This is a genomic window from Pseudomonas sp. CG7, assembly GCF_023701885.1.
In the GTDB taxonomy this organism is placed as follows: Bacteria; Pseudomonadota; Gammaproteobacteria; order Pseudomonadales; family Pseudomonadaceae; genus Aquipseudomonas; species Aquipseudomonas zanjanensis.
Genome location: NZ_JABAEE010000025.1, coordinates 1 through 12,881, shown reverse-complemented (window position 1 = coordinate 12,881; position 12,881 = coordinate 1). Strand labels below are relative to the sequence as shown.

At 60.1% G+C, this 12,881-nt stretch carries 11 protein-coding genes and 2 pseudogenes; 8 read left to right on the top strand and 5 right to left on the bottom strand.

What is annotated here, in order from left to right:
• Positions 1 to 98: 98 nt before the first annotated feature.
• Positions 99 to 1,337: an MFS transporter gene (locus HGO40_RS12625; RefSeq protein WP_250963273.1), complete on the bottom strand. Its 1,239-nt coding sequence runs from the start codon at positions 1,335 to 1,337 to the stop codon at positions 99 to 101.
• Between the two features lie 517 nt (positions 1,338 to 1,854).
• Here HGO40_RS12625 and HGO40_RS12620 point away from each other — a divergent pair.
• The 3 genes from HGO40_RS12620 to HGO40_RS12610 are packed head-to-tail and all read left to right on the top strand — an operon-like array spanning position 1,855 to position 4,477.
• Positions 1,855 to 3,291: a cytochrome ubiquinol oxidase subunit I gene (locus tag HGO40_RS12620; RefSeq protein WP_250963272.1), complete on the top strand. Its 1,437-nt coding sequence runs from the start codon at positions 1,855 to 1,857 to the stop codon at positions 3,289 to 3,291.
• A gap of 3 nt (positions 3,292 to 3,294) precedes the next feature.
• A complete protein-coding gene (gene cydB / locus HGO40_RS12615) occupies positions 3,295 to 4,302 on the top strand; it encodes a cytochrome d ubiquinol oxidase subunit II (protein WP_053125566.1) in 1,008 nt (335 codons plus the stop codon).
• A gap of 10 nt (positions 4,303 to 4,312) precedes the next feature.
• Positions 4,313 to 4,477, top strand: a complete 165-nt coding sequence (locus HGO40_RS12610; protein WP_003205785.1) for a DUF2474 domain-containing protein — start codon at positions 4,313 to 4,315, stop codon at positions 4,475 to 4,477.
• A 40-nt stretch (positions 4,478 to 4,517) separates the two neighbouring features.
• Here the strand turns inward: HGO40_RS12610 and HGO40_RS12605 are convergent, their stop codons facing one another.
• Together HGO40_RS12605 and HGO40_RS12600 are read right to left on the bottom strand one after the other, a co-directional pair.
• Complete coding sequence (locus HGO40_RS12605; RefSeq protein WP_250963271.1) at positions 4,518 to 5,657, bottom strand: methyltransferase; 1,140 nt, start codon at positions 5,655 to 5,657, stop codon at positions 4,518 to 4,520.
• Between the two features lie 182 nt (positions 5,658 to 5,839).
• Positions 5,840 to 6,553, bottom strand: a complete 714-nt coding sequence (locus HGO40_RS12600) for an autoinducer binding domain-containing protein (protein ID WP_250963270.1) — start codon at positions 6,551 to 6,553, stop codon at positions 5,840 to 5,842.
• A 282-nt stretch (positions 6,554 to 6,835) separates the two neighbouring features.
• Here HGO40_RS12600 and HGO40_RS12595 point away from each other — a divergent pair, with 282 nt between their 5' ends.
• Complete coding sequence (locus HGO40_RS12595) at positions 6,836 to 7,612, top strand: ferredoxin--NADP reductase (RefSeq protein ID WP_250963269.1); 777 nt, start codon at positions 6,836 to 6,838, stop codon at positions 7,610 to 7,612.
• Positions 7,613 to 7,666: 54 nt separating this feature from the next.
• Here the strand turns inward: HGO40_RS12595 and mscL are convergent, their stop codons facing one another.
• On the bottom strand, positions 7,667 to 8,080 hold the full coding sequence (gene mscL / locus HGO40_RS12590; RefSeq protein WP_003205779.1) for a large-conductance mechanosensitive channel protein MscL: 414 nt from the start codon (positions 8,078 to 8,080) through the stop codon (positions 7,667 to 7,669).
• 281 nt (positions 8,081 to 8,361) lie between these two features.
• Here mscL and katB point away from each other — a divergent pair, with 281 nt between their 5' ends.
• The 3 genes and pseudogenes from katB to radA all read left to right on the top strand — a co-directional run bounded on the left by katB (position 8,362) and on the right by radA (position 11,980).
• Positions 8,362 to 9,903 carry a catalase KatB gene (katB, locus tag HGO40_RS12585; RefSeq protein ID WP_250963268.1) on the top strand — a complete coding sequence of 514 codons (1,542 nt, stop codon included), beginning with the start codon at positions 8,362 to 8,364 and terminating at the stop codon, positions 9,901 to 9,903.
• A 140-nt stretch (positions 9,904 to 10,043) separates the two neighbouring features.
• On the top strand, positions 10,044 to 10,571 hold the full coding sequence (locus HGO40_RS12580) for an ankyrin repeat domain-containing protein (protein ID WP_502943280.1): 528 nt from the start codon (positions 10,044 to 10,046) through the stop codon (positions 10,569 to 10,571).
• Positions 10,572 to 10,612: 41 nt separating this feature from the next.
• Positions 10,613 to 11,980: pseudogene (radA, locus tag HGO40_RS12575) on the top strand (DNA repair protein RadA).
• Positions 11,981 to 12,187: 207 nt separating this feature from the next.
• Here radA and HGO40_RS12570 read toward each other — a convergent pair.
• Positions 12,188 to 12,544: a PilZ domain-containing protein gene (locus HGO40_RS12570; RefSeq protein WP_250963267.1), complete on the bottom strand. Its 357-nt coding sequence runs from the start codon at positions 12,542 to 12,544 to the stop codon at positions 12,188 to 12,190.
• Positions 12,545 to 12,702: 158 nt separating this feature from the next.
• Between HGO40_RS12570 and HGO40_RS12565 the strand changes: the two are divergent.
• Positions 12,703 to 12,881, top strand: a pseudogene (locus tag HGO40_RS12565) (carbon starvation CstA family protein); the annotation flags it as partial.

The following is a 12,881-nucleotide window of genomic DNA, read 5'->3' as shown; positions in this document are numbered from 1 at the left end:
TGCCATTCCTCGCCGTAGCGGGCTACGACTCGTCATGGCGCCTTGCCTGGCAAGCCCTGGCACTCGAATTTGAGTACTCGAATTAACCGTACAGGCCACTAGGCCTTCGCTTCGTCCACCGGTTCGTGCATCCGGTCGCGGTTGGCCAGGGTCGGGAACAGCTTGATCCAGGTCCCGGTCACCAGCAGCGTGCCCACACCGCCCATGACCACCGCCGGCCCCGTGCCGAACCAGTGGGCGGTGAGGCCGGATTCGAATTCGCCCAACTGGTTCGAAGCGCCGATGAACAGCCCGTTCACCGCGCTGACCCGGCCGCGCAATTCATCCGGGGTTTCCAGTTGCACGAACGAGGCGCGGATCACCATGCTGATCATGTCTGCCGCGCCCAGCACCACCAGCACTGCCAAGGAAAACCAGAACGAGGTGGAAAGGCCGAAGGCAATGGTGGCGACGCCGAACACGCCCACTGCGGTGAACATCACCCGGCCAACCTTGCGCTCCACGGCAAACCGCGCCAGCCACAGCGACATCAGCAAGGCCCCGACCGCTGGCGCCGAACGCAGCAGGCCCAGGCCCCAGGGGCCGGTGAGCAGGATGTCCTTGGCGAACACCGGCAGCAGCGCCGTCGCGCCGCCGAGCAGCACGGCGAACAGGTCCAGGGAGATCGCCCCGAGGATGTCCGGGCGGCTGCGAATGAAGCGAACCCCGGCCAGCAACGAATCCAGGGTCGCCTTGCCTTTGTTCAGCGGCGTCTGCCGGGCGGGCAGGTTGAGCATCAGGCAGCAGGCAATGAGGTAAAGCACCACGGTGGGCCCATAGACCCAGACGCTACCGACGGCGTAGAGCAAGCCGCCCAGTGCCGGAGCGACGATGGTGGCTGATTGCTGGGCCGATTGCGCGGCGGCCACGGCGCGGGGAAACAGGCCGGCCGGCACGATGCTGGGCAACAACGCCTGGGTGGTCGGCATTTCGAAGGAGCGGGCGGCACCCAGCAGGAAGGCAAGGATGAAGATCATTTCCCGGGTGACATGGTCGGTGGCGCTGCCGATCGCCAGCGCCAGGGCAATCATCGCCTGCAACGACTGGCAAATGGCTGCGACCTTGCGCCGATCGTAGCGGTCCGCCACATGCCCGGTGTGGAGCATGAACAGCACGCGCGGGGCAAATTCCACCAGGCCCACCAGGCCCAAGTCGAGAACGTTGCCGGTCAGTTGATAGAGGTTCCAGCCGATGGCCACGGTGAGCATCTGGAAGCCGCTGGCAGTGAAGATCCGGGCCAGCCAGAAGGCGATGAAGGGACGATGGTGACGGAGCAGCAGCGGTGCTTGGCTGGGCATCTATGACGGGTCCGGTGATGAAGGCTACGAGATTATCATCGAGCTGTAACAGGAAGTTGCGGTAGCGGGAAAAATAGTTAGCCAAACATCTACTTTTACTGGCAGAAGCGGTTGTTCCCGGGAACATGCGGGCCTCTGTGGCGAGGGAGCTTGCTCCCGCTGGGCTGCGCAGCGGCCCCTGGATTTTGCGGTCGCTGCGCAACCGAGCGGGAGCAAGCTCCCTCGCCACGGGGGCCGTGTGGGTTTGGAAATCACAGCTTGAAGCAGGATTACGACACTGAGACAACCTGTCACGCGACAAAAGACCACGCCGTCCATCGGCAATAATGCGACTACTCTTTGAGCATTGCTTGATCCAGATCAATGCCCTTCGGGGCGTTGCACTGGTGGCCATCCGGCCTGCGTCCTGCGTTGTGACGGTTAAAAAAAGAACGATTTGAAAAGCACTGCACTCCATATCCCTGGGGGTTGGTGCAAGCCCCACCCGCAGCCGGTTTTACCTGACAGAGGAAGACTTATGTTCGGTTTGGAGGCGCTCGATCTCGCCCGAATCCAATTCGCGTTCACCATCTCGTTCCATATCCTGTTCCCGGCCATCACCATCGGCCTGGCGAGTTACCTGGCGGTGCTCGAGGGCTTGTGGGTCAAGACCCGCGATGACACCTACCGTGACCTGTATCCCTTCTGGTCGAAGATCTTTTCCGTCAACTTCGGCAGGGGGGTGGTGTCCGGGTTGGTCATGGGCTATCAGTTCGGGACCAACTGGAGCCGCTTTTCAGACTTCGCCGGTGCGGTGACCGGGCCCCTGCTGACCTACGAGGTGCTCACGGCGTTCTTCCTCGAGGCGGGTTTCCTCGGCGTGATGCTGTTTGGCTGGAACCGCGTCGGCCGTGGCCTGCATTTCTTTTCCACGGTCATGGTGGCGATCGGCACGCTGATCTCGACCTTCTGGATCCTGTCGTCCAACAGCTGGATGCAGACCCCCCAGGGCTACGAAATCATCGACGGCCGGGTGATCCCGGTGGACTGGCTGGCGGTGGTGTTCAACCCCTCGTTTCCTTATCGCTTGTTGCACATGTCCACCGCGGCGTTCGTGGCCACGGCGTTCTTCGTCGGCTCATCGGCGGCTTGGCATTTGCTACGCGGTCGCGACAACCCAGCCATCCGCCGGATGCTGTCGATGGCGATGTGGATGGCGTTGCTGGTGGCGCCGATACAAGCGGTCATCGGCGACTTCCATGGCCTGAACACCCTCAAGCATCAACCGGCGAAGATCGCCGCCATCGAGGGCCACTGGGAAAACGGCGGCAATGAACCGACCCCGCTGATCCTGTTCGGCTGGCCCGACATGCAAGCGGAAAAAACCAAATACGCCGTGGAAATTCCCTACCTGGGCAGCCTGATCCTGACGCATTCGTTGACCGAGCAGGTGCCGGCCCTCAAGGAGTTTCCGCCTGAAGATCGACCCAACTCGACCATCGTGTTCTGGTCGTTCCGGGTCATGGTCGGCCTTGGGTTGCTGATGATTTTTACCGGCCTGTGCAGCCTGTGGCTGCGCCGCAACGATCGGATCTATCAATCCCGACCGTTCCTCTACATGGTGCTGTGGATGGGGCCGTCCGGGCTGGTTGCGATCCTGGCCGGCTGGTTTACCACGGAGATCGGCCGCCAGCCTTGGGTGGTCTACGGCTTGATGCGCACGGCCGATGCTTCGTCCGGCCACAGCTTCGCCCAGATGAGCATCACCCTGGTGCTGTTCGTCGTGGTGTATTTCGCGCTGTTCGGTGCCGGCCTGAGCTACATGATGCGCCTAGTGCGCAAAGGGCCGGTGGCCCACGAAGCCGAACCGAGCGATGGCGGCCCGGGCCAGAAACGCACCCCGGCCCGGCCATTGTCGGCCGCCAACGAAGGCGACGACGTGGACCACAACGACCGCTCGAACAAGGGGAATTGAGTCATGGGTATTGATCTTCCGCTGATCTGGGCCGTGGTCATCATCTTCGGCATCATGATGTACGTAATCATGGACGGCTTCGACCTGGGGATTGGCATCCTCTTCCCCTTCGTCAAGGGCGAGCGCGACCGCGACGTGATGATGAACACCGTGGCGCCGGTCTGGGACGGTAACGAAACCTGGCTGGTGCTGGGTGGTGCCGGATTGTTCGGGGCGTTTCCGCTGGCCTATTCGGTGGTGCTTTCGGCCCTGTACCTGCCGTTGATCTTGATGCTCATCGGCCTGATCTTCCGCGGCGTGGCTTTTGAATTCCGTTTCAAGGCCAAGGCTGAAAAGCGCCACCTCTGGGACAAAGCGTTCATTGGCGGTTCGCTGACGGCCACCTTCTTCCAGGGTGTGGCGCTGGGGGCGTTCATCGACGGTTTCGAGGTGGTCAATCGCCAGTTCGCCGGAGGCTCCCTGGACTGGTTCACGCCGTTCACGGTGTTCTGTGGCCTGGCGTTGATCGCGGCGTACGCGTTGCTCGGCTGCACGTGGCTGATCATGAAGACCGAGGGCAAGCTGCAAGAGCAGATGCATGACCTGGCCCGGCCGCTGGCGTTCGTGGTGCTGGCCGTGATCGGTATCGTCAGCATTTGGACGCCGCTGGCCCACGCCGACATTGCGGCCCGCTGGTTCACGTTGCCGAACCTGTTCTGGTTCCTGCCGGTGCCGATCCTGGTATTGGTGACCATGTACGGGTTGTTCCGCGCGGTGGCCCGCAATGCCAACTACACGCCTTTCATCCTGACCCTGGTGCTGATTTTCCTCGGCTACAGCGGCCTGGGCATCAGCCTGTGGCCGAACATCGTACCGCCGTCCATCTCGATCTGGGACGCCTCGTCACCGCCCCAGAGCCAAGGCTTCATGCTGGTGGGCACGCTGTTCATCATTCCGTTGATCCTGGTGTACACCTTCTGGAGCTACTACGTGTTCCGCGGCAAGGTGACCCATGACGACGGCTACCATTGAGGGCGTGAGCATGGCCAAACCTGACTTGAAAGACATCGAGGCCGCCGAACGCAAGCCACTCTGGCAGCGGCTCGGCTGGCTGGCGCTGATCTGGGCTGGCAGCGTGCTGGCGTTGTTCATCGTCGCCAGTTTGATGCGGATGTTCATGAATGCCGCCGGGCTGACCACCCACTGATTCCTCTGTGGGGGCAAGCTTTGCTCCCACAGGGCAATCATTATTTGCGGGCCTTGAGGATCACGAATTTCGGCGTGGCGGCCACTTGCTCGACGCCTCGGAACAGCCGCGCCAGTTTGCTGTGGTAGCCCAGGTGCCGGTTGCCGACGATGTACAGCGCACCGCCTACCACCAACGCTTCGCGAGCCTGCTGGAACATCCGCCAGGCGAGGAAATCGCCCACCACTTGCTGCTGGTGAAAGGGCGGGTTGCACAGCACCACATCCAATGACTGCGCTTCTTGCCCGGCCAGGCCATCACCGGCCCGGACGGTCACTTCGCGTTCGCCCAAGGCCGCGCGCCAGTTCTCGGCAGCCGATTGCACGGCCATGTACGACTCGTCCACCAAGGTGTAGTGGGCCTCGGGGTTTTGCAGGGCACTGGCGATGGCCAGCACGCCATTGCCACAGCCCAGGTCGGCGACCCGGGCCGTCCCGAGATTTTTTGGCAGATGGGGCAGGAACGCACGGGTACCGATGTCCAGGCCTTCGCGGCAGAACACGTTGGCGTGGTTGAGCAGTTCGATCTTCGGCTCGTCCAGCCAGTAGCGCGTGGGATAGGGCGATACGGCCGGCACATTGCCCGGCGAAGAGGCAGCTGGCGGCGTGGCGATCAATAGCCGCGCTTTTTTCACCGCCAGTGAGGCCTGCACCGGGCCGATGTAACGCTCCAGCAAATCGCCGGCGGCCCGGGGCAAGTGCTTGACCATGGCCCCGGCAATCACTTGGGCGCCCGGCGCCAGTTGGCCTTGCAGGCGAATCAGTTGTTCCTCCAGCAGGGCCAGGGTTTTCGGTACTTTGATCAGGACGCGATCGAACGGGCCGGTCAACGGCTCGCTGGCGGGCAACGTGGGCACCGCATCGAAGGGCCGGCCATTGCGCACCAGGTGTTTCTCCAGGGCCTGCAAAGCCAGGAAGGAATCACCGCTGCTGGTCACCAGGACGGTACCGGCCAGGCTGGCCGCCAGGGCGCCGAAGCCGTCATTGAGCACCAGGACCCGAGTCTGCGCGACCGGTTGTTGTTCGGCCAGGTACGCGAGCAGGTATTCGTCGGCCGCATCGAAGGCTTGCAGCGGTTCGTTCTGCTGTTCGGGTTGGCGGATCAGGTCAAGTTGAGCGAAAGGGCTGTCAAGCAGGGGCATGGCTGGGGACTCTGGAGATCAACGAATGTCCCGCTGCCTGGAGGTAGGTGTCTGTGCGGGACCACCTGAATGAACGGCGTCGCGTGCTAGCAGCGGCATCATTCAAGAGGAACCGCAAATGGTACGTTTTTTTGTTGCACATTACTCGCGGGTTTTTCAGCTCGGCAACGCCGGGCCAAGGGTTAGATCACATGGATCTGGGCGGCTTTGGCCACTGCTGAAATCTTATTGCTGACGTTTAGCTTTCGCATGCAACTGCACACATGAAAATTCACGGTTCGTTCGGAAAGACAGAGAATCCTGCCCACTTCCGACGCCGTCTTGCCTTCGGCTGACCACCTCAACACTTCGATTTCTCTTGGCGACAAGTGACATTTGGGTTGGGCTGTGATGGCGTCTGCCAGTTTTTTGCTGGCCAGGGCATGCAGTTTTTGACTGGCATAGATGGCGTAGCCGAGATTTCCATAGTGCTCCTCGATATCGATGGGGCAATGAGTCCGTGCGAGGCTGAACAGGCTGCATTGCGCGTCTTGTTCGTCATGAACGGCCTGGGTCCAGCCGTACTTGAGTCCCAGTCGATTAAGTTCCCGCCATAACTTGGGGGCTTTAGCGAAAACACTCTCCTCCCACAGGATCGGGAGCGTTGATTGATTGCAATGTGCTACTACTGGGTCATTCGCTGCATAACCGTTTTGTTCATAAAACCGGTCCCATCCATAAGGGTAGTTGTTCAGGTCCACCTTACTGGTGTGTTTGTGGGGGCTTCCGAGATAGGCTGAAAATGCACAATATTCAAATCCTTGATTGTTAAAGAAATTCAGTACCAGACGATAGGCCGTCTGCAGGTCTTTTTCACAGGATAATTTCCTCAGCTGTAAATCCTTCCACCTGTCCATCGCTTTCTCCTGAGTTTGATCCGTCTATATGGATCCAATCCATGATGCGCATTTTTTAGTGTAGGACTATTCCTAACTTTGTATGAGATTTTTTAACTAGCTTACAAAACTGTAATGTAATTTTTCTGTAGGTTGATTTCTTTTGCAGCGTTTATAACTTTGTACAGTTTTGGTAAAAGTTATGCGTGGAATGAGTCCAGCTAAAGTGCTATTGCTCGCTCGTCGGTGGTGAAAGGGTTCACTTTGCGGGACACTGCACGTCTTGTCTCATAGGAGTGGCCCATGACCGACAGCGCAGAGAAGTTCACCCGCCAGACCCTGCTCGATGTCCAGCCGTTGACGCCTCATTTATTTACCTTGCGCACGACCCGGGATCGCGGTTTTCGCTTCCGGGCGGGCCAGTTTGCCCGGCTGGGCGTCGCCAAGGCGGACGGCGCCACCGTCTGGCGGGCGTACTCCATGGTGTCGTCGCCATTCGACGAATTCCTCGAATTTTTTTCCATCGTGGTTCCCGATGGCGAATTCACCAGCGAACTCAGCCGCTTGCAGCCGGGTGACGAACTGTTGGTGGATCGCCAGGCTTTTGGCTACCTGACGCTGGACCGCTTCGTCGACGGTCGGGATCTGTGGTTGCTGTCCACGGGGACGGGCGTGGCGCCGTTTCTTTCGATCCTCCAGGATTTCGAGGTCTGGGAAAAATTCGAGCGGATCATCTTGGTCTACAGCGTGCGCGAGGCACGGGAGCTGGCCTATCAGGAGCTCATCAAGGAACTGCCCCAGCGTGACTACCTGGCCGAGTACGCTCACAAGTTTCGTTTCATTGCGACCATCACCCGTGAGCAGCATCTGGGAGCGCTCAACGGGCGGATTACTACGCTGATCGACAATGGCGAGTTGGAGCGCGCGGCCGGCGTAGCGCTGACACCGGAGCATTCGCGGGTGATGCTATGCGGCAACCCGCAAATGATCGACGACACGCGCAAGCTGCTCAAGGCCAGGGGCCTGCAACTGAGCCTGACCCGTCGTCCGGGCCAGGTGGCGGTGGAAAACTACTGGTAGGTTGTGGTGTGGAGGATTGGCTCCTCGCCACAGAAGTGTCAGTGATTAAACGGCTCAGGGCCGCTCGTTCTGAGCCTTGAGCAGATCGCGAATCTCACTCAGCAGCAGCTCTTCCTTGGTCGGGACCGGCGGGGCGCTGGGAGCCACGGCCTCTTCACGCTTAAGGCGGTTGATGGCCTTGACGCCCATGAAGATGGCGAACGCGACGATGATGAAATCAATGGTGCTCTGGATGAATTTACCGTAGGCCAGTACCACCGCAGGCGCATCACCCTGGGCGGCCTTGAGGGTGATGGCCAGGTCACTGAAGTCCACGCCACCGATCAACAGGCCAATTGGCGGCATGACCACGTCGCCAACGAATGACGAAACGATTTTGCCAAAAGCGGCCCCGATGATGATCCCGACGGCCATGTCGACGACATTGCCTTTGACCGCGAAGGCCTTGAACTCGCTTAGCACGCCCATGAGTTATTCCTTGTGACAGATGAAAGATGAGTGGCAGTGTAAGTCAGCCCAACGGGTCTTGCTCGAAACGCTTGCTTACAAAGCTTCCGTTATCGACCTGAGCGGGGAGGAAAAGTTTACAAAGTGCCATCAATCGCGCGCGATACGCGGTTTCAGGCCCGGGCCCTATAACGTTTTTTCTATCGGCACGGTATGGCATTTCTATTTAGGTTTTCTTTTTTCCGGCACTAGCCTCTGGATGGCGCACATGGATGCGCTCTATAACATCAGAGGAACATGCTATGAACACTTCCCTTGGCCACGGGGCTTATTCCCATCGCCGCGCTTTTTTTGTGCTGACCGCGAGCCTTCTATCCTTGTCTGTCAATGCGGCCACCCTGACCCGGGACAACGGTGCGGCGGTCGGCGATAACCAGAATTCGCAAACGGCAGGTCCCAACGGTCCGACCCTGTTGCAAGACGTGCAGTTGATCCAGAAGCTCCAACGCTTCGACCGTGAACGCATCCCCGAGCGCGTGGTGCATGCCCGCGGTACCGGTGCCCACGGCACCTTCACGGTGTCCGACGACCTCAGCGACTTGACCAAGGCCAAGGTGTTCGCCGCAGGCCAGGTGACCCCGGTGTTCGTGCGGTTTTCGGCCGTGGTGCACGGTAATCATTCACCGGAAACCCTGCGCGACCCCCGAGGCTTCGCCACGAAGTTCTACACCGCCGACGGTAACTGGGACTTGGTGGGCAACAACTTCCCGACCTTTTTCATTCGTGATGCCATCAAGTTTCCAGACATGGTTCATGCCTTCAAACCCGACCCGCGGACCAACCTGGACGATGATTCGCGCCGGTTCGACTTCTTCTCCCATGTTCCAGAATCGACCCGCACCCTGACCGAGTTGTATTCCAACGCCGGCACGCCCGCCAGTTATCGTGAAATGGACGGTAATGGTGTGCATGCCTACAAATTGGTTAACGCTAAGGGTGAAGTTCATTATGTGAAGTTTCATTGGAAAAGTTTGCAGGGTTTGAAAAATCTCGATCCGAAAGAAGTTGTGAAAGTTCAGGGTCAAGATTACAGCCATATGACCAATGACTTGGTCAGTCATATCAATAAGGGCGACTTCCCGAAGTGGGACTTGTACGTCCAAGTGTTGAATCCACAGGACCTGGCCAAGTTTGATTTCGATCCATTGGACGCGACCAAGATCTGGCCGGGTGTGGCTGAGCGCAAGGTCGGGCAAATGGTCTTGAACCGTAATCCGGCGAATGTCTTCCAAGAAACCGAGCAGGTGGCCATGGCGCCGGCCAACCTGGTGCCGGGCATCGAGCCTTCCGAGGACCGTTTGCTCCAGGGACGGGTGTTTTCCTACGCCGATACGCAAATGTACCGGATAGGCGCCAATGCCCTGCAGTTGCCGATCAACGCCCCCAAGGTGGCGGTGAACAACGGCAACCAGGACGGCGCGATGAACCCGGGCAGCACCAGCACCGGCGTGAATTACCAACCGAGCCGCCTGATGCCTCGCGAAGAACCGCAAGCGGCACGCTACAGCCAGGCCGCGCTGAGCGGCAGCACCCAGCAGGCGAAGATCCAGCGCGAGCAGAACTTCAAGCAGGCCGGTGATCTGTATCGTTCGTTCAGCAAGAAAGAGCGTGATGACTTGATCGAAAGCTTTGGTGGCTCCCTGGCGACCACCGATGACGAGAGCAAGCACATCATCCTGTCGTTCCTCTACAAGGCCGATCCTGAATACGGCACTGGCGTGGCCCGTGTTGCCAAAGGCGACCTGGCCCGGGTCAAGGCGCTGGCGGAAAAACTGAGCGACTGATCCATCTGTGAGAGCGAGCTTGCTCGCGATGCAGGCAACTCGGTCTGGCTGTGCACCGCAGTGTCTGCATCGCGAGCAAGCTCGCTCCCACAGTCTTTGAGGAATGAGGAGACGTCATGATGGGTAAATTGCTTTTATCGATGCTTGTGGCCTGGTCAGTGAATGCACTGGCCGATCAACCAATAGCCACCGAACCGGCGGCGGTGCAGGAGCAACTGCAAAGTTATTATTTCGACGCCGCGCGTCGGGGCGACGTGCCGATGCTCGATACGTTTATCGAGGCCGGCTACTCGTTGGATACCCGGGATGAGAAGGGCTACACCGCGCTGATTCTGGCGGCCTATCACGGCCACGGGCCGGCGGTGGAGCGGTTGCTGGCCGCGGGGGCCGATGCCTGTGCCCAGGACAAGCGTGGCAACACCGCACTGATGGGCGCCATTTTTAAAGGCGAAGTGCAGATTGCGCGTCGTTTATTGTCCACCGACTGCAGCCCGGACCAACGCAATGGCGCGGGGCAGACCGCCGCGATGTATGCCGGCCTGTTCAAGCGTGGCGAGTTGCTCGATGCCTTGAAGGCCAAGGGCGCCGACCTGGAGGCCAGGGATCCGTTGGGCAATACCGCGACGAATCTGGCCAACGGTGAAATCAGATTGCCGGCCCCGCAATAAAGCCCGCCTGCTATCATCGCGGTTTTTACCCCGGAGTTGAGATGGCCAAGGCAAAGCGCATGTACGGCTGCACCGAGTGCGGCTCGACCTTCCCCAAGTGGGCCGGACAATGCAGTGAATGCGGAGCCTGGAACACCCTGACCGAAACCATGGTGGAAAGCGGCGGCGCGGCGGCCCCTACCGGGCGCACGGGCTGGGCCGGCCAACAGGCGCAGATCAAGACCCTGGCCGAAGTCAGCGTCGAAGAAATCCCGCGTTTCTCCACCGCGTCCGGTGAATTGGATCGGGTGCTGGGGGGCGGCTTGGTGGACGGCTCGGTGGTGCTGATCGGTGGCGATCCGGGCATCGGTAAATCCACCATCCTGTTGCAAACCTTGTGCAACCTCGCCACGCGCATGCCGGCGTTGTAGGTCACAGGCGAAGAGTCCCAGCAACAGGTCGCCATGCGCGCCCGGCGCCTGGGCTTGCCCCAGGACCAGCTGCGGGTCATGACCGAGACCTGCATCGAAACCATCATTGCCACGGCGCGCCTGGAAAAGCCCAAGGTGATGGTCATCGACTCGATCCAGACCATTTTCACCGAACAACTGCAGTCGGCCCCGGGCGGCGTGTCCCAAGTGCGTGAAAGCGCGGCGTTGCTGGTGCGCTACGCCAAGCAGAGCGGCACGGCGATTTTCCTGGTGGGCCATGTCACCAAGGAAGGTGCGGTGGCAGGACCGCGGGTGTTGGAGCACATGGTCGACACCGTGTTGTATTTCGAAGGCGAATCCGATGGGCGCCTGCGTTTGCTACGGGCGGTGAAGAATCGCTTTGGCGCGGTCAATGAACTGGGGGTGTTCGGCATGACCGACAGGGGCCTGAAAGAAGTCTCGAACCCGTCGGCGATCTTTCTGACACGTGCCCAGGAAGAAGTCCCCGGTAGCGTGGTCATGGCAACGTGGGAAGGGCCCCGGCCGATGTTGGTCGAGGTGCAGGCGCTGGTGGACGACAGTCACTTGGCGAACCCACGACGGGTCACCCTGGGCCTGGATCAGAACCGGCTGGCCATGCTGCTGGCGGTATTGCATCGCCACGGTGGGATCCCGACACATGACCAGGACGGGTTCCTCAATGTCGTGGGTGGGGTCAAGGTACTGGAGACCGCATCCGACCTCGCGTTGATGGCGGCGGTCATGTCCAGCCTGCGCAACCGGCCGCTGCCCCATGATCTGGTGGTGTTTGGTGAAGTCGGGCTGTCGGGGGAGGTGCGACCGGTGCCCAGCGGGCAGGAGCGGCTCAAGGAAGCCGCCAAGCACGGCTTCAAACGCGCCATCGTGCCCAAGGGGAACGCGCCGAAGGAAGCGCCGGCGGGGTTGCAGATCATTGCGGTGACACGCCTGGAACAGGCGTTGGATGCGTTGTTCGAATAATGCCGAGGCGGATGCAGGCCTCCGTGGCGAGGGAGCTTGCTCCCGCTGGGGTGCGCAGCAGCCCCTCAAATATGCATCGCGGTGTGTCAGGTTGGTGGAGTTGCTGCTCTTGGGGCTGCTACGCAGCCCAGCGGGAGCAAGCTCCCTCGCCACAGGGGATCGTGCCCAGGGCGGGGACTGTGCACACGGGGGCTGCGGCGGGGCTTTTCAAATATGGATCAAAGCCTTCAACTCCCGCTCCAGCTCCTTAGGGTCGCCCAGGTTCAGCTCTATCAATCGGCGTAGGTGTGCGATGGAAGCCAGGTCGATATGTTCGCAGACGAAGCCCAGGTGACCATGGTCATCATGGGCCAACCGAACTTCCATTTTGATCTCCGCGTCAGGGCTCAAATGGATATCCGCCATGAAGGGTTGGTCGGGGGCGCCAAGCCAGGGTTCGGGTGTGGTGATCAGCAGCCCCTTGAGGGATAACTCCAATAACTCCACCGGCCAGATAAACGGGCCCTGGCTCAGTTCGGTCCTGGCATGGAATTCACCTCGTACGAAGCGGCGACGTTCGCTCATTACGCATTCCCTCTGGAGATTCACTGACTATAGACCGAACTGGGAGCGCATCGTCACCGTTCGGCAACAGACAGACGAAAGTCGGGTATGGCCTTTGCCCAGGTTAGCGCTAAACTCCAGTGGCTATCTTTCTTGTCCACCCTGGCTGGAATATAAAAATGAAAAACAATAATAGCCTGCTACGCCATCTGCCCTGGCTACTGCTGGCCGTCATAGGTGCGAGCGCCCTGGGCGTCGTGGCCTTGCGTCGAGGCGAGGCGATCAACGCCCTCTGGATCGTCGTCGCCGCCGTGGCCATCTACCAGGTCGCCTACCGCTACTACAGCCTCTTCATCGC

Coding starts and splice junctions, on each gene's coding strand:
- HGO40_RS12620 (WP_250963272.1), top strand. CDS start 1,855: ATGTTCGGTTTGGAGGCGCTCGATCTCGCCCGAATCCAATTCGCGTTC.
- HGO40_RS12600 (WP_250963270.1), bottom strand. CDS start 6,553: ATGGACAGGTGGAAGGATTTACAGCTGAGGAAATTATCCTGTGAAAAA.
- HGO40_RS12610 (WP_003205785.1), top strand. CDS start 4,313: ATGGCCAAACCTGACTTGAAAGACATCGAGGCCGCCGAACGCAAGCCA.
- HGO40_RS12605 (WP_250963271.1), bottom strand. CDS start 5,657: ATGCCCCTGCTTGACAGCCCTTTCGCTCAACTTGACCTGATCCGCCAA.
- cydB (WP_053125566.1), top strand. CDS start 3,295: ATGGGTATTGATCTTCCGCTGATCTGGGCCGTGGTCATCATCTTCGGC.
- HGO40_RS12595 (WP_250963269.1), top strand. CDS start 6,836: ATGACCGACAGCGCAGAGAAGTTCACCCGCCAGACCCTGCTCGATGTC.
- HGO40_RS12570 (WP_250963267.1), bottom strand. CDS start 12,544: ATGAGCGAACGTCGCCGCTTCGTACGAGGTGAATTCCATGCCAGGACC.
- HGO40_RS12625 (WP_250963273.1), bottom strand. CDS start 1,337: ATGCCCAGCCAAGCACCGCTGCTGCTCCGTCACCATCGTCCCTTCATC.
- HGO40_RS12580 (WP_502943280.1), top strand. CDS start 10,044: ATGCTTGTGGCCTGGTCAGTGAATGCACTGGCCGATCAACCAATAGCC.
- mscL (WP_003205779.1), bottom strand. CDS start 8,080: ATGGGCGTGCTAAGCGAGTTCAAGGCCTTCGCGGTCAAAGGCAATGTC.
- katB (WP_250963268.1), top strand. CDS start 8,362: ATGAACACTTCCCTTGGCCACGGGGCTTATTCCCATCGCCGCGCTTTT.